This window comes from Fibrobacter sp. UWB4, assembly GCF_002210345.1.
Classification (GTDB): domain Bacteria; phylum Fibrobacterota; class Fibrobacteria; order Fibrobacterales; family Fibrobacteraceae; genus Fibrobacter.
Genome location: NZ_MWQI01000014.1, coordinates 29,212 through 46,694 on the forward strand (window position 1 = coordinate 29,212; position 17,483 = coordinate 46,694).

Annotated in this window: 12 protein-coding genes; 11 read left to right on the forward strand and 1 reads right to left on the reverse strand. The window is 45.4% G+C overall.

The features are described from left to right. Positions 1–52: 52 nt before the first annotated feature. From alaS to B7990_RS14685, 10 genes are all read left to right on the forward strand, one after another. Positions 53–2,707, forward strand: coding sequence for an alanine--tRNA ligase (alaS, locus tag B7990_RS14640; RefSeq protein WP_088641618.1), 2,655 nt, complete (start codon positions 53–55; stop codon positions 2,705–2,707). A gap of 365 nt (positions 2,708–3,072) precedes the next feature. Then, positions 3,073–3,522, forward strand: a complete 450-nt coding sequence (locus B7990_RS14645) for a zinc ribbon domain-containing protein (RefSeq protein ID WP_073423736.1) — start codon at positions 3,073–3,075, stop codon at positions 3,520–3,522. A 115-nt stretch (positions 3,523–3,637) separates the two neighbouring features. Continuing rightward, positions 3,638–4,432: a MetQ/NlpA family ABC transporter substrate-binding protein gene (locus B7990_RS14650; RefSeq protein ID WP_088641619.1), complete on the forward strand. Its 795-nt coding sequence runs from the start codon at positions 3,638–3,640 to the stop codon at positions 4,430–4,432. Positions 4,433–4,441: 9 nt separating this feature from the next. After that, the gene (locus B7990_RS14655; protein ID WP_088641620.1) at positions 4,442–5,251 is read left to right on the forward strand and encodes a methionine ABC transporter ATP-binding protein; all 810 of its coding nucleotides are present in this window, start codon (positions 4,442–4,444) and stop codon (positions 5,249–5,251) included. After that, positions 5,248–5,934: a methionine ABC transporter permease gene (locus tag B7990_RS14660; RefSeq protein ID WP_014545773.1), complete on the forward strand. Its 687-nt coding sequence runs from the start codon at positions 5,248–5,250 to the stop codon at positions 5,932–5,934. The genes B7990_RS14655 and B7990_RS14660 overlap by 4 nt, the downstream gene beginning before the upstream one ends. Positions 5,935–6,039: 105 nt before the next feature. Continuing rightward, a complete protein-coding gene (locus tag B7990_RS14665) occupies positions 6,040–7,197 on the forward strand; it encodes a GGDEF domain-containing protein (RefSeq protein WP_088641621.1) in 1,158 nt (385 codons plus the stop codon). A gap of 153 nt (positions 7,198–7,350) precedes the next feature. Beyond that, on the forward strand, positions 7,351–10,992 hold the full coding sequence (locus tag B7990_RS14670; protein WP_088641622.1) for a hypothetical protein: 3,642 nt from the start codon (positions 7,351–7,353) through the stop codon (positions 10,990–10,992). A 27-nt stretch (positions 10,993–11,019) separates the two neighbouring features. Then, positions 11,020–12,573 (forward strand): DEAD/DEAH box helicase, encoded by a 1,554-nt coding sequence (locus B7990_RS14675; protein WP_088641623.1) that lies wholly within the window; start codon positions 11,020–11,022, stop codon positions 12,571–12,573. A 443-nt stretch (positions 12,574–13,016) separates the two neighbouring features. Then, complete coding sequence (locus tag B7990_RS14680; RefSeq protein WP_088641624.1) at positions 13,017–13,847, forward strand: TIGR02147 family protein; 831 nt, start codon at positions 13,017–13,019, stop codon at positions 13,845–13,847. Positions 13,848–13,861: 14 nt separating this feature from the next. Continuing rightward, positions 13,862–15,667 (forward strand): FISUMP domain-containing protein, encoded by a 1,806-nt coding sequence (locus B7990_RS14685; RefSeq protein ID WP_088641625.1) that lies wholly within the window; start codon positions 13,862–13,864, stop codon positions 15,665–15,667. 167 nt (positions 15,668–15,834) lie between these two features. On the opposite strand, the gene B7990_RS14690 is transcribed toward B7990_RS14685, so the two are convergent. Then, positions 15,835–16,896 (reverse strand): GSCFA domain-containing protein, encoded by a 1,062-nt coding sequence (locus B7990_RS14690; RefSeq protein ID WP_088641626.1) that lies wholly within the window; start codon positions 16,894–16,896, stop codon positions 15,835–15,837. Positions 16,897–17,098: 202 nt separating this feature from the next. Between B7990_RS14690 and B7990_RS14695 the strand changes: the two genes are divergently transcribed. After that, the coding region (locus tag B7990_RS14695) for a TIGR02147 family protein (RefSeq protein ID WP_141099302.1) at positions 17,099–17,483 on the forward strand (385 nt) is incomplete at its 3' end.

Sequence of the window (17,483 nt, forward strand, 5' to 3'; positions counted from 1 at the left end):
GCATCTCCTTTTTTTTCTAAATTCGTGCCCGTAAAAAATCAAAGGAATAGCTATGTCCGAAAAAATGACTTCTGCGCAAGTGCGCGAATCCTTTATCAAGTTCTTCGAATCCAAGGGCCACCTCTTCGTGCGTTCTTCGCCGGTGGTTCCGCATGACGACCCGACGCTCATGTTCACGAACGCGGGCATGAACCAGTTCAAGGCCATCTTCCTTGGCGACAATCCGAAGGGTTGGAAGCGCGTATGCAACAGCCAGAAGTGCCTCCGTGTGTCCGGTAAGCACAACGACCTCGACGTCGTGGGCCGCGACAACTACCACCACACCTTCTTCGAAATGCTCGGTAACTGGAGCTTCGGTGACTATTATAAGAAGGAAGCTATTGCTTGGGCATGGGAACTCCTCACCGAAGTTTGGAAGCTCCCGAAGGAACGCCTCTTTGCTACGGTCTATCAGGACGATGACGAAGCCTGGCAGATTTGGAAGGACGTGTCCGGCCTCCCGGATGACCGCATCATGCGCTTCGATGCTCACTCCAACTTCTGGGAAATGGGCGACACCGGTCCGTGCGGCCCGTGCTCCGAAATCCATTACGACCGTGGCGACCTCGCTACGCAGGCCGAAACGTTCAAGGACCCGATCAAGGGCGTGAACGGCGAAAACGACCGCTACATTGAAATCTGGAATAACGTGTTCATGCAGTACGAACGCGTGAGCGACGGCTCCCTCATTCCGCTCAAGGCCAAGAACGTCGATACCGGTATGGGCTTCGAACGTATCTGCGCTATTCTTCAGGGCAAGACCAGCAACTATGATACCGACGTGTTCACCCCGATTATCGCAAAGATCGCTGAACTCTCCGGCGTTCCGTACAACGATGGCGAAGCTGGCACCCCGCACCGCGTGATTGCCGACCACATCCGCGCTATTTCGTTTGCAATTGCTGACGGCGCACTCCCGTCTAACGAAGGCCGTGGCTACGTGCTCCGTCGAATCCTCCGCCGTGCTAGCCGCTTTGCTCGCCTGCTCGGTCAGAAGAAGCCGTTCATTTGCCAGCTCGTTCAGGTGCTTGCCGACACGATGGGCGATGCCTTCCCGGAAATTCGCGAGCGCAAGGAATTCGTCGCTTCTGTCATCAAGAGCGAAGAAGAAAGCTTTATTCGTACGCTTGACGCTGGTCTCGAACGCTTTGCCGCCATCTCCGCCGAACTCAAGAAGGGCGACAAGATTCCGGGCGACAAGGTGTTCCTCCTCTATGATACTTATGGATTCCCGCCGGACCTCACTGGCATTCTCGCCGAAGAAAAGGGCCTCCTCATTGATGAAGAAGGCTACGAAAAGTGCATGAATGAACAGAAGGAACGTGCCCGTGCCAACATGAAGCAGGGCATCAACACGATGGGTACCGAAGGCTGGACGCAGTACAGCGAAGCTAGCACGAACTTTGTCGGTTATGAACTCTCCGCTTGCGAAACGAAGGTTGTCCGCTGGCGCGAAGACAAGGGTGTTTTGAGCATCGTTCTCGAAACTTCTCCGTTCTACGCCGAAATGGGTGGCCAGGTTGGTGACAAGGGAACGCTCGTTTCCGCCGACCTCGAAATCCAGGTGTTCGACACCGTGAAGGTGAACGATACGGCCCTTTGCCGTGGTAAGGTTGTGAAGGGTACGGCTGACGAAAAGACGATGGGCGCCGTGTTCATGGCTACGGTCGATAACGATCGTCGCGCTGACATCCGCAAGAACCACTCCGCAACGCACTTGCTCCAGGCCGCTCTCCGCGAAGTGCTCGGCACTCACGTGCAGCAGCAGGGTAGCTTCGTTTCGAACGAACTCCTCCGCTTTGACTTCAGCCACTTTAATGCTATGACTGCTGAAGAAATCCAGAAGGTCGAAGACATCGTGAACGCGAAGGTCATGGAATGCTTGCCGGTCCACACCGACGTGATGGACGTCGATGAAGCTAAGGCTAGCGGTGCTATGGCTCTGTTCGGCGAAAAGTATGGCGACAAGGTCCGCGTCGTGAAGATGGGTGACGCTGGCGTCGAATTCTCCCGCGAACTTTGCGGTGGCTTGCATGTGCAGAACACCGGTAACATCGGTCTCGTGAAGATCGTTTCTGAATCTAGCGTGTCTGCTGGCGTACGCCGTATCGAAGCAGTCTCTGGCCGTGGCGCTCTCTCGCTGCTCCGCGCCGGTACGCAGATTCTCACGGCTCTCCGCGAACAGCTCCGCTGCAAGGATGCCGAAGTTCTCGACCGCATCCAGCAGGCGTTTGCCAAGACGCAGAACCTCGAAAAGAGCCTCCAGTCCGTGAAGCTCGAACTCGCAACGCTCGCTGCTGCCGAACTCTTGAACGGTGGCATCAACGTGATGGGCGTGAACCTCTACGTGCGCGAACTCTCCTTGCCGGATGAAAAGTACAAGAACTTGCTCGACGGTGTTCAGAACAAGCTTGATGTTGATAGCGTTGCCGTGATTGCAAACAAGGACAATGGTTCTGGTAGCATCGCCGTGATGGTTGGCAAGAACGTTCAGGCCAAGGGCATCAAGGCTGGCGACATCGTCAAGGATCTCGCCAAGGCTTGCAACGGTAAGGGCGGTGGCCGTCCGGACCGTGCTCAGGCTGGTACTCGCGAACCGGAAAAGATTGCCGAAGCTATCGCTAACGCTAACAACTGGATTCGAGCTAAACTGACCGCTCAGCCCTAAGTTCAAAAAAGAACGTGTGATTGGGCATCGCTCTCGCCACCACGGCTTGTTAATACAAGTCGCTTGTGGCTCACAATGCTCGGTGCATAATGTCATTCCCGCCTCCGAGCGGGAATCTCCTCCTATAAAAGGTGTTCCTCGCATTTATGCGTGGCGCCTTTTTTTTGTTTGTGGACCTGGGGCCGCGCGCTTCTCAATCTCGCGGCATTAAAACGCACTCGGCTCCTGCGCGCTTCTCGGTTGCGCGTCTCTCGTAAAAAAGCAACAGCCTGTTGCTTGCTTTTGCTATAGCTTGGTTCTATATTATACTCGTCAAAAGAAATGATAAACGATCAAAAATATTTTATTTGCAAAAGGAGAGTATTATGGAAGTACGAGAAGTTTTGCTTAAGTTGCGCTCGAATCAAAACCTGACCCAGGACCAGATGGCCGAACGCTTGCATGTAACGCGCCAAGCTGTGAGCCGCTGGGAAACTGGCGAAACCCAGCCGAATACCGAAATGCTCAAAGTCATCTCCCGTGAATTCGACGTGTCCATCAACACGTTGCTCGGCGCTCCGCGCCAACTCTTCTGCCAATGCTGCGGAATGCCTCTCAGCGAAGATTCCATGATCAGCCGTGAACCCAGCGGCGAATTCAACGAAGATTATTGCAAGTGGTGCTATACTGACGGTAAGTTTGTTTACAACGACAAGTCGGTCCTCCTCGATTTTCTGCTTTCGCACATGCCCAATCCCGACAATACTCCCGACGCAGAACGCCGCGCCTTTTTCGACAAACACCTCTCGCAACTAAAGCATTGGAAACAAGCGTAAAGCGTTTTGCACAAAATACGTATAGAAAAATCCTATAAAACGCTATAGTTAAATATATCTTGCTGATAACTCTTGCTAATCTTATCTTTTGTGCGAAAAAAATAGGAGAGTAAAAATGAATATCAGTAAGATTATTTTGTCTGTTGCTTTTGCCGCTATTGCTGCGTTTTCTGCCGAAGTCATCAAGGTTGGTGCGACTCCGGAGCCGCATGCTTCTATCTTGAACCTGGTAAAAGAGGACCTCGCCAAGGCGGGTTATGAACTCAAGGTTGTTGAGTTCACAGATTACGTGACTCCGAACGAGACGCTGGAATCTGGCGAATTAGATGCCAATTACTTCCAGCATTTGCCTTACCTCGAAAGTTTCAATAAAGAAAAGGGAACGCATCTTGTGAATGCGGGCGGCATTCATGTGGAACCTTTCGCACTTTATCCGTCGAAGAATTCCAAGAAAAAGGTCAAATCGCTTGCGGATTTGAAGAAAGGTGCAACGATTGCGATTCCGAACGACCCGACCAACGAAGGGCGCGCCTTGCTTTTGTTGCAGGCTGCTGGCCTTATTAAGCTTGATCCAAAGTCTGGCATCACTGCAACTCCCATTGATATTACCGAGAATCCGAAAAAGCTGAAGTTCAAGGAACTGGAGGCTGCTTCGCTCCCGCGCATTTTGCAGGATGTGGATGCGGCAGCCATCAACGGCAACTATGCGATTCCGGCAGGTCTTAATGCATCGTCTCATGGTTTGTTTGTTGAAAATGCGAGTTCGCCTTACGTGAATGTTATTGCGGTCAAGGCGGGTAACGAGAAGTCTGCAAAGATTCAGGCCTTGGTGAACGCCCTCAAGAGCGAAAAGGTCAAGAATTGGATTAAGGGCAAGTACACCAAGGGCGAAGTGGTTCCCGTTTTTTAGATTGCGTCAATGCAGCTTAGGCTCGAGCATCTCAATAAAACATACACGACAAAACGCGCAAGCGTCACGGCAGTCAAGGATGTTTCCCTTGATTTTCCTGATAATTCCATCATCGGCATTATCGGCAAGAGCGGGGCTGGCAAATCTTCGCTGTTGCGGCTTGCGAGTTTGTTAGAAACTCCCGATAGGGGCGAGGTCTATTACGATGGCGTTCGTGTGGACCATTTGCCAAAAAAAGAGCTGAACCGCCGTAGGCTCGAAATCGGAATGATTTTCCAGAATTTTAATTTGTTCAGTTCTCGCACGGCAGGCAAGAATGTGGCGTTCCCGCTGGAACTTGCAGGTTGGAACCGCCGCGATATCGACGCTCGCGTCAAAGAGATGCTTGCGCTTGTGGGCCTTGAAGACTGCGAGAAGTCGCCGATTACAACACTTTCGGGCGGTCAAAAACAGCGCGTGGCGATTGCACGTGCCTTGGCGCCGCGGCCGAACATTCTTTTTTGCGACGAAGCGACGAGTGCGCTCGACCCGCAGACGACTCACGAAATTCTGGACTTGATTAAGAAAATCCATGCAGGAATGAATCTCACAGTGGTGATGATTACGCACCAGATGGAAGTGGTGCGCGATGCATGCCAATATGTCGCTGTTGTAGACAAAGGTTATGTTATCGAGACGGGTGCGGTGTCGGATGTTTTCCGTTCGCCCAGGCACGAAATCACTCGTGAATTTTTATCGAACATCCGTCGCGAAGAAATCACAGTGGATTCCGCTATCGCTTATTTGCAGGCTCAAGGTTACGAGGTGAACAAAAGATGAGTCCTATAACAGAACTGGTTTTGCAATCGACTTGGGAAACTGTCGTCATGGTTTTCTTTTCGACGTTGTTCGCGATTCTTCTCGGATTTCCTCTTGGAATTTTCTTATTTGTCACATCTCCGCGCGGTATCGCTCCCAAAATTATTCCGTATCAATTAATTAGCCGTATCGTGAATGTGCTGCGTTCGTTCCCGTTCGTGATTTTGATGATTGTGCTGTTCCCGCTTTCCCGTGTGGTGTTGGGTACGGCGATTGGAACTGAGGCAACGATTATTCCGCTATCCATTGCGGCGGCTCCTTTTATTGCGCGCTTGACCGAAACGGCGTTGAACGAGGTGGACAAGGGCGTAATCCAGGCGGCTGTTGCCATGGGCGCATCCAAACGTCAGGTGGTGCGAAAAGTGTTGATTCCCGAAGCGCTTCCATCGATTATTTCTGGTGTTACTTTGACTATAATCACGCTGATTGGCTATTCGGCGATGGCGGGGGCAATCGGCGGGGGAGGTCTTGGTGATCTAGCCATCCGTTATGGCTACCAGCGTTTCCGTACTGACGTAATGATCGAATCGGTCGTTATCATCGTTGCGATGGTGGAGGTTATCCAGTTCCTCGGCAACAAGGCGGCAACTTTGGTGGTGAAATACCCTATCGGGAGTTTTGGACGCCAGAAAAGTCCTAAATAATTTCTTGAAACTTCTTTTTTTTTGTTGCAAAAAGCGTTTTTCTGCGGAACCCTTATTGCCAAGATTGCCTAATTATAATGTATAATTAGGGAGCAGGTTGGAAATATGGAGCCGTTATTTAATCTAGAAAGCATTTATGTTACAAACGTAATCGGGATAGTTCTGATTGCTGTCATGATTGTTTGTAATTTATGGCGTTTCCAGACGCGCAGCCGTGCGGACCGGAATTTGCTATTGATGATGTTCCTTGCTCTCACGAGCTGCATTGCCGACCCGATTTCCTATTCGATGAAGGGCGTGCCGGGAATTCTCCCCAAGATTTCGGTCTACGTGACTAGCTCTTGGCTTTTTGCGGCGAATATGCTTGCGAGCTTTTTTTGGGTACGCTTCCTGTCGTTTCATCTGAACGGTGGAATCCCGCGCCGTACAAGGATCGTGCTGGATTCTATTGTTGCCTTTGGTCTTATTTTACTCGTAATTAACCTTTTTGTTCCGATTGTGTTTTTTATCGATGAAAACAACCTCTACTCTAGAAGTTATCTGTATGTTGTTTATTTGATGATTGATTACTTGCTCGTTCTATATAGCTTGGTGACGTATTTTAAAGCGAGAGCAAATGGCGGATTCCTGAAATTTTTCCCGATTTGGGTCTATATTGTACCGATACTTATTGGAGGCGTTGTCCAGTCGCTTTACTATGGCATTTCGGTTATTCCCACAAGTATTGCAGTTTCGATTGCGGGTGTTCTTGCGAGCCTTCAGAACGAGATGATTTACCATGATCAGCTGACTGGTCTTTTTAACCGTTCTTATCTGCACTACATGCTGGAAAAATGTATGGTTCGTCCGAAAATCAAAATTTCGGGCATCATGATTGACCTGAACGGTTTTAAGCATATCAATGACAAATTTGGGCATGCCATGGGAGACGATGCGCTAGTGATGTCTGCGCGTCTCCTGAAATCGGCTGTGGGAAACGCCGGAAGTGTTATCCGCTATGCGGGCGATGAATTTATTATTTTGTTAAATACGCAGGATGACGAAGCGATAGAAAAATGCATAACAAAAATTCGGAATTTGTTTGATGATTTCAATAAGAACGCTTCTAAACCGTATGAATTGTCCGTTTCTGTCGGATCGCACAAGTTTGATATGAAGATGGAAAGTGTCGATACCTTCATCAATATTGCCGATGCCCGCATGTACGAAGACAAGAAGGCTTTCTATGCCTCTCATGCCAGGATGGATCGCCGTAAGCGATAGCTACCAATGTGGCGTGTGTTTTTGTTGAGATAAATTAGATTCAACCTGTAAACCTTGTATTCGTTTTTGCTAAATTTTGACTGTAAATTTTAAAATAAGGTATTGCCTTTAAAATTAAGGCTTTATCCAAAAATTACGGGTGGAATTTGAGATATGAACGATAATAGATCGTACAAGGAAATCCCTTTTCAAAATTTGGCGCCGATCGATAATGTCAAGGATGAGGTGTCTTTTAAAGCACTTGACTATGCGCTGTCCGAAAAGAAAATTCATAATGTGGCTCTGACAGGAAACTATGGCTCTGGAAAAAGCTCTGTCTTGGCGAGCTATATTAAGCAACAGAAGGATAAACATCAATTTCTTAATGTTTCATTAGCGACTTTTGCTGTTGAAAAAAAAGATGAAAAGACTTTAAGTAGCCAGAAAAAGCTTCCTAAAACAACAATCCATGCAATAGAAAAGAGCATATTGCAACAGATTTTTTATACAAAATCTGGTGAATGTTTTCCGTTTTCGCGATTTAATCGTGTGAAGAACATTGATAAAGCGAAAAGAATTTGGATTTCGATTTTTATCCTTATTATATCCATTGCGTCGATTGTCGTTGCAAAAACGAATTTTGAACAGATTAAGTTAGAAAATGTTACGCAGTTGAGTGGTTGGTCAATCGGGCTGCTTATTGTTGCTGTTGTTGGAATTATTGTTGCATTTATTGGCCTTTATCAAATCATCCCGTATATAAGCAGAATTGGATTTACAAAAATATTTGTTCCAAAAGCTGAAATAGAACTCGGAAAAAAGGATTCGGAATCCTTGCTGAATAAGCATCTGGACGAAATCTTGTATTTCTTTGAGGTTACAGATTATGATGTCGTTATCTTTGAAGACCTGGATCGGTTTAAAAATACGGAAATATTTATAAAGCTTCGTGAATTGAATACGCTTCTTAATAACTATGAGAATGTTAAACGTAAGCGAAAAATTGTTTTTATTTATGCGTTGCGCGATGAAGTGTTTAGGGATAGTTCCCGTACCAAGTTTTTTGACTTTATAATTCCTGTTATTCCTGTAATTAGTAACCAAAATTCTGGTGACGTTTTGGTTAATCTCAGAAAGCAAAATAAGGAAAGTGTGTTGAAGGAAATAGATGAAAATTTCCTTGAAGATATAGGCCTGTACGTAGATGATATGCGATTGTTGAAAAACAGCGTGAATGAATTTAAAATATATGACCAGAAAATAAATGTCGAAGATTATAAAACTAATGAGCAGGCTGATACTACCAAATTTCACGATAAAACAAGCCGTGATCGGAATAAAATTTTTGCCTTGGTGCTGTACAAAAATCTGTATCCTAAAGATTTTGCAGATCTAATTTGTAACAAAGGCGAACTGTATGAAGTGTTTAAAGAGAAAAAGCAATTGGCGGGTAAAAAAATACAGGAAATACAGAAAAAAATTCCTCCGTTGGAGGCGCAAATAGAAGTACTGGAAAAACAGGCTTTGAAAAATGTGAAAGAATTGCGTGTTTTATATGTTGCGACCGTATTTTCGAAAAGTTCGCGATATTCCTATGATATTGAAGATTTGTATGATTATGTTTCGGATGAAAAATTTGAAGAATTTTGGAAACAAGGCTTGTCAAGTCATGTTGCTTTTTTAAGTGCTCAAGAAGAAATTGATCCGCAATATACGTATGATCAACGTGAAAAAATGATAAAGGATAAATCGAATGAAGAAATTGCTAAAATAAAAAAGCAAATTGACGAATGTCGAAATGCGATTTCTGATATGGAACAGAAATCTATAAAAGATATGTTGCTGGATTTCCCTGAGATGGATTTTGTTTCTAAAATTAAATCCCCTCAAAAAAAGGAATTTGTTGATTATCTTTTGCGCCATGGATATATAGATGAAAATTATTCTCGCTATATCTCGTATTTTTATGGAAATTCATTAAGTGAAAATGATACGCGTTATTTACGGTTGATTAAGAATAACCAAGCTCCAAATGATGTCTTTCTGGAATTGAGCAATTTTGGAAAAGTTGTTAAGCGCATTCAGAAGCATGAGTGGAAATATTTTGCTGTTTTAAACCTTTCTTTATTGAAATATCTTTTGCAAATAAAAGACCGCCATTTAGATTATTTCTTAAATACGCTTTGGAAATATAAGCAGCAAAATTCAGATTGTACATTCTTAAGTGCATTGAATGTTGATTATGGTCTTACCCCAACTTTGTACAATAAGGTATATAAACTTTTTAATGATAAGAATAACTGGTTGCAAGTTCTTTTTGAAAAAGAAAGTAATAGTGTACGTTATAAATTCTTTAGATATACGGATTTTGAAGAGAAAAAAGATGATGTTGTAAATTTTCTGTCTAAGGATGTGTCTTTTTTGTATGATCCTGATGTGGAAGACGATAAAGAATTTGTTGCGGAAAAATTTGACACGTTAAATCTAAAGTTTAATCTTTTGAACGATACTCCTGAATATCCGATATATGATATTTTGTTGGAACAAAATGCGTATGTGATTTCAAAACAAAATTTTGATATAATTGTCAATCATGCTTTAGGGAATGATTTTAATCACCCCATTAATGATTATTATACACAAGTGTCCAAGATGCCGAATAAAAAGGTAAAGGCGTATGTAGACGAAAATATTGAAGATTTCGTTGATAAAGTTATGCTGTCGAGCGGTAAAAACATCGCAGAAAACGAAGATGCTTTTGTAGAATTGCTGAATATGGAGAACTTATCACGAGATACTAAAGCGGAACTAATTAAAAAGAACGATTGTGAAATATCTGATTTGACAAAAGTATCACTTGATAAATTGAAATCTACAGACGCAAAACAGATGGATTTATGTGAATTACTTTTTGCTCGTAGACGGGTAAAACTGTCTTGGAAGAATGTTTTTGAAAGTTTCAAACATAATGGCAATACTTTGAAGGAATACCTGAAAGATTACTTGCGCGATAAAAAGATTGTAGGTGAAATCGTTGAAAGTGTACTTTTGACACCGGATGATTTGAATAATGGAAATAATGAGATTGCACACATTTTCTATCAAAGTCTTTTAACTATTGATAAAATGCCATTGGAATGCTTTTCTTCATTAATAAGCATGTGCCCTTGGAAAGTTGATGATTTTGAATTGACCCGGTTTTCACAAGAAAAAATGAATTATTTGATAGAGTCGGGAATTCTAAAATTTACAGCTAAAAATTATGAACTTGTTAGAAGTCAGTTTTTAAGCCTGATTCCCAAATATGTTGGCTTGAACTTCGATGAGTTTATTGCGGCTTGTAAAAATTTATACGTGTCATTTGAGATATTAAGATTGTTGCTAGATAGTAGTGAGTTGGATAATGAACAAAAGAAAATCTTGCTGTCAACAGAATTTAATGCATGGCAAGATTTATGGAGGCTTGGTACTAATTGTGACTGGCTTGGCAAAAAGGTCATTGAATTGGGATATACTGGAAAAATATTTGTGCCTTTAAATTATATTGTCCGAAATTTGGATAATGCGTTAGATGTGAAGAAATTTATTTCGCTGCAAGAAGAGTATCTGAAAAACAACGAAATTGCGGATTTTATATATTCTAAAGGCCTTGATCTTTATAGATCCTGCATTTCAAAGAATGGAAAAAATGTGAAAGTTCCTAATACTCCTGAAGATTTGGCGTTTGTGAAAGTGCTGAAGAAAAAGGGTTTAATTGCTGGTTTTGACGTAGAAAAGGATAGTATTGTGGTTACTCAGCTTTCTCCTAATCAATAGTTCTCTCTTTTTCTATCTTTGCGCAGTATGAAATTTGAAGAACTTCCTTTGGCAAATCCATTGCAGCGGGCCGTCCGCGCTGTTGGTTACGAAACCCCGACCCCGATTCAAGAACGTTCCATCCCGAGTCTTCTCGAAGGCAAGGATCTCTTGGGAATTGCTCAGACGGGAACCGGTAAGACGGCAGCATTTGCACTCCCGATTTTGCAACGCTTGCTCGACTCCGGGAAGTTCCGTTCTCCCAAAACTTGCCGTGCATTGATTTTGTTGCCGACACGTGAACTCGCCATCCAGGTAGAAGACTGCTTCAAGGATTATGCGCAGTTCACGGCGATTTCGACGGCATGTATTTTTGGTGGCGTGAATGACAATCCGCAAAAGCAAAAGCTTGTTCGCGGTGTCGATGTGCTTGTCGCCACTCCGGGACGCTTGCTTGACTTGATTGGTCAAAAGGCGATATCGCTCAAGAAACTTGAATTCTTTGTGCTTGACGAGGCGGACCGCATGCTCGATATGGGCTTTATCCATGACATTCGCAAGGTTGTGGCGATGCTCCCGCAAGACCGACAGAATTTGTTCTTTAGCGCCACGATGCCGGAAGAAATTTCGAAACTTGCCGCGACGATTCTGCGCCCGAATCCGGTGCGTGTTGAAGTGGCGCCGCAGAGCACTCCGATTGAACGCATCCGTCAGGAGCTTTACCGCATTGACAAGCGCCGCAAGGGCGCGCTCCTCAAGGAACTCTTGGCGGAACATCCTGAAATGAAAAAGGTGCTCGTGTTCTGCCGTACCAAGCATGGTGCCGATAAAATTGTGCGCGTTCTTGAAAAGGCGGGCATCAAGTGTGCCGCTATTCATGGGAACAAGAGCCAGAACCGTCGTCAAGAAGCTCTCGGAAATTTCAAGTGCGAACAAATTCGAGTGCTTGTGGCAACAGATATTGCGGCGCGTGGCATTGATGTGGACGATGTGAGCCATGTGTTCAATTACGACTTGCCGAATGAGCATGAAACGTTCGTGCATCGCATTGGTCGTACAGCCCGTGCAGGGAAGGAAGGCGTTGCCATTTCGTTCTGCTCTCCGGACGAAGAATCCGATTTGCGCGGGATTGAAAAGCTTACACGCGTGAAAATCCCGGAAGGCGATCAGAGCATTTACGAGAAGCTCCCGCCTCCGCAAAAAGAGACTGCTGAAAGCATGATGCGTAATTCTCGCGGGCGCATGTCTCGCGAAGAAGCGCAGGCCCGCGCTGCTGAAACCCGCAACAATCGCGGTCCTCGCGGTCGCAAGGACAATCGCAATGAAAATCGCGAGAATGCCCGTAATGCAAATGCTGAAAATGCGCAGACGCGTCAGAATTCTCAACCGCACGATAAAAAGCCGCAGCGTAACAATGCTCCGCGCAATCACGAACAGAACTCTCGCAATGAATCTCGCAATCCTGCCCAGAATGTGAATGCGCAAAACGCTCCGACCGACAACACCCCGAATCCGCAAAACGGCGGTCGCCGTCATCGCCGTAACCGCCCGGGTTCCCGCGCTCGCCGCCGCATGCGCGAATCGCAATCCCAACAACAGTAAGAATCCCGCTCGCGGGCAACGCCCGCGCATCTTGTCATCTCGTCGTCCTGAGCGACGCGAAGGACCCAGTGAAGTCTTGAATTGCATTGTCGCCTCCGCCGGAGCCTCCATCTCGTCGTCCTGAGGGCGTAAGCCTGAAGGACCCAGTTATTTCTTGATCAAGCATCTCCTTTTACGTTGTCACCCCGTACGCGTTACGGGAGCGCCATTCTCTACTGAAATAAAATACAATACGTTTGTATTGTGAAAATTGCTTAAATTTTTATAAAATTTTCTAAAAACTTTAAAATTTTTATAAAAATCAATATTTTGTGTTGTAAATCTATTGCATTTTTAAAAAATAAGTTGTATATTTGATTTCAAGAACGAAACGGACAAAAGAGCCGCAATTCGTTTGTTTTTACGGACCCTAAAAAATTTAGGGATTGTCGTAAGGAGGAAAAATGAAAGAAATACTAGAATATACGAGCTATCGCCAGTATATTGCGGACTACTATGCCGATAAAAAGGCGAGTTCTGCGTTTACCTGGCAAACGTTCGCTACCGAAGCTGGCTTTTCTTCACGCGTTTATCTAAAATACGTGAGTGAAGGCCGTTTTAACTTAAGCGATTCGGCGACCGCTCGCGTGGCAGATGCCATGCGATTGGTGGATTACGAACGCGAATATTTCACCGAAATGGTCAAGTTCGACCATGCAAAAACGGATGATGAAAAGAAGGCCGCTTTCAATAAAATGCTTGCGATTGCGGATGCCCACAAGGCGAAAATCTTGGAAGGCGATGCGTTCCGCTTTTTCGAAAGCTGGAAAAATCCGGTCATCCGTGAACTTGCTCCATCGATGCCTGGCGCAAAGCCACTTGCGCTTGCACATGCATGCCGCCCGGAAATTACGGCAGCCGAAGTCAGCGATGTGCTGAATTTCCTTGTCAAAGGCGGGTTCCTAAAAAAAGATGACGATGGCAATTACGTACAAACGGACAAGTCCTTGACGACGGGACCTATGGGTGTGACGCCGGTCGCTGTCCGTACGATGCACCGCCAAATGGGCGAACTTGCGCTTGAGGCAATCGAAGGTGTCGCTCAGGACAAGCGAAATTTTTCGGGTGTCACGTTCGGCATCACGAAAGAAGGCTACGATGAAATCGTGCAAGAAATCGCCGATTGCCGTAAAAAAGTTATTGCCATTGCTCGGAAAAACGCCGCCACGGACGAAGTCTACCGTCTGAACATGCAGCTTTTTCCGCTGACAAATAAACAGGAATTAAAAAAATAGAGTTGGAGGAAACTATGAGTTTCTCGAAATTTAGCGGACAATTTGTCTGCACGATGGCGATGCTGCTCGCCTTTGTGTTCGCAGCGTGTTCTGAAAATTTAGCCGGCGGCACCGTCGAAGAAACAGGTGTGTATGCAAATCTTGAAAATATTACGATTCTCGGGAAGACGCACATGACAAAAACATTGGGCGGAGAAGGTTCCTATGTTGGGCGGATTGTTGTTGCGGGGCTTGAAAAAGGTTCAGTTGTTTCTCTTTATCAGTTGGATCCTAAATCGTTCGCAGTATCTGATTCTTCGATTACTGTGGTTGTTGATGACGAAGGTGTATTTGCCTTCCAAAATGTAACGCTTGAAAGTCCTTATGTTTTGATATCTGTGGTAAGGCCGGGTTCCGTAAGCATGTATCCTTATACCGTTCTTGCGGATGTGCGTGATTCGGATGGAGTGAATGTCGATATTTTGACGCATCTTGAAGCCTTGCGGGGGCTTTATCTCGTGCAGTCGGGAACGCCGTTTGTCCAGGCGAAAAAGCAGGCGCGAGCCGATGTGCTGTCGGCGTTCGGAATGTCCGGAGTTGCCGATGATATTAGGGACACGGATGCTCTGGAATATGCGGCGATGATTTCTGCGCTTACTAATGTTTTGCCTGCAAGTGCAATAAGTATTTACGCCATTAATATGCCTTCGGAAAATTCCAATATGAATAAGTTGTTTGAAGCGATTGCTGAGCGGGGAACTTTCTTGAATGTTGATTCTGCGTTGGATGAGGACTTTATTGATATTGTTTTTAGGCAAACTGATGGGCTGAGGGAGTATTTCAGCGTTCCTGCCATAGCGTATCAGAAGTTGAGTGATGAATGGGCTCGTGACTATCAAATAAGGTTGCGCGTGGTGGATTTCTATGCCGGAATGCTTGCGACTGCATTTGGTGCTGGACCGTGTGATCAGGGCCATGAAGGAAATGTCTTTGAGGCTCCGAGAGGGGGCGAGGATGGCGTTTTTGTGCCGGCCTATAATTTGGTCTGTCGTTCTGGGAAATGGAATTTGGTTCATAAGGAGATTGAGCATTCGATGGGTTCCATGGTGGACGACCGCGATGGACAAGTTTACAAGACGACTACAATTGATATTAATGGTGTGACGCAGACATGGATGGCCGAAAACTTGCGCTATGATGGAGCCGAAGGTGCGTCTTGCGGTGATGATGGCTGTAACTATAATTTTCTTGATGCGATGGGCTTGGATAGTTCCTATTTCATTTTTACTTATGCATATGAATCCTATGAGGCTTGTGTGGATTCTTTCCGAAATGTTGTTCAGGAGCCTTATGGTGGTACTGAAGTCTATTGTGCGAAGATTATGGCCGATCCGTGGGTCGAGCTTGATACGACCAAAGTGGATGTGAGCGATACTGCAAGGCTTCAAGGTGTGTGTCCAGTTGGATGGAGGCTCTCGAATCCTCGTGATTGGAAAAATCTGCTGTCGTTTGTTCAGGCTGAATTTGGCACGGATGATAATTCAAGTACACTTTATCTGTATGACCTTGCACCGTTTGGCAATCCCACAGGTGTCGGGTTGACTGCGCGTTATTCTATCATGTGGCTAGGGCATACTTCTGATTTTGTGCCGGATCCTTCTTCGGGGCTTCTTTCGGTGTATGGAACTGATCTTGCAACGGCTCCGGGGTACGCTGATATTTATGACGATTATGGTTATGTTAAGTGGGAGGATTTAGTAAATAGTGTCTATATAGGAAATAAGGGGATGAATTTTGCATCTGGAAATTCGCAAAATCTTGTCCGTTGCATCAAGAATTAATCGTTCTCGTTGAGCTGGAATGATTGGTGAAAAAGGAGGAAAAGGGAAGGCGAGCTGCGGCCCGCCTTCTTTTATATTACAATGAAATTTTGATTGACGTTGTCATGCCCGACTTGATCGGGAATCTCCCTTTCGTCATCCTGAGGGCGTAAGCCCGAAGGATCCAGTTATTTCTCATTATTGAGTTTCAGCCCAGCAATTTCTTTCTCGAGTTCTGCGGCTTGTGCGGCGAGTTTCTGTGCGAATTCTCGTGAAGCGGGCGCCTGCGAATCGACAATACGGTGGTTCGCCATTTTCATGAACTTTTCTACCTTGCGGATATCTTCGTGCGTTTTCTCGTTGCAGTACGTTCCCGCCATGCGCTCGAAAATGTATTCTTCCGCCTTTTTTGACAAATGAATCATGTCGTCATTGTAAAAGCGGTAGTCGCGCAGCTCGTCCATCACAATCTCGTAACTCGGGAAGTAGGTGACGGTTGCTGCAGATTCCGTGGCGCACTCCCTTATGACCTTTTCTATAGCAAGTTGCAAAGTCGCTTTCGAGAGCGTGTTCTCGTGTGCGCCATCGCTCAAGTGCCGTAACGGCGAAACCGTAAAGACAGTGTGTAGTTCGCGATTCTTGCCGAGTTCGTCATTGCGAACCGAAGGCGAAGCAATCCGGTCACGTTTTATTTTCTGCAAATCATGCACGATGCTTTTCAGCGCTTCGGCTGCGTGGTCCACGGAAATCATCTTGCGGATGAACAAGTTTGGATTTTGCCTATGGCAATTTGAAACGGCGATCCCGCTCTCTTTCAAAAAATACACGAACGCAGTTCCGAGCGTAATAAATACGACGTCGGCTTTTTGCAAAAACTCTCGCGCCTCGTGAGTGGCCGCATTCAGCTTTTCGATGCATTCCTCGCGAGTCGCCGCCGAAAGTGAACTGTGCGCATTCCAGCAGTGCCAAGGGCCGCAAATCTCGTTACGGTTCTCCGAAACGCCCAATCGCATGTCCTGGAAAACATCCGCTTCGCCAAATTTTTTCCCGTTTGCAATCGCCTTGATCTGCATCGCTGCCGAAAGCGGGTTGTAAACTGTTCCGAACGGATTTGCCAAAACATTGAATTTCCGCGCCCTAAACTGCGCCGAGATGTTGTCGGCAAAGCACGACCCGAAAAATGCGAGTCTGGATTTGTAGTCAATCTGCCAATCTGCTGCCGGAATATCGATTTTCGTAAAAAAGTCCATGAAGTAAATATAGTAGGATAATTCTACAATATTCTTTATATTGTGAAAATCTTAAATTTTCTAATCATTATTCAAAATCATTAAAATTCTTTTAAAAATCAATAAAATATATTGTAAAACTATTGATTTTTAAAAATTAAAGAGCTATATTTAAAATATCAAACAATCAGCCTGAGAAAGAGACTGAGTGTAGGGAGGAAAAATGAAAGATATACTTGAATATAGGGACTACCGCCAGTATATCGCAGACTACTACGCCGATCGAAAGGCGAAGTCGGCGTTTTCTTGGCAGGAGTTCGCCAAAACGGCGGGGTTTTCGTCGCCGGTTTATTTGAAATACGTGAGTGAAGGCCGCTTCAATTTGAGCGAAGAGGCTGCAACCCGCACAGCGCGGGCTATGCATCTTGCTGATTTCGAGTGCGAGTTCTTTGTCGAAATGGTCAAATTCGATCATGCGAAAAACGACACCGAAAAGCGAGCCGCATTCAGCAAAATGATTTCGATTGCGGATGCGAATAAGGCTAAAATCCTGGAAGGCGAGTCGTTCCGCTTTTTTGAAGACTGGAAAAATCCGGTGCTCCGTGAAC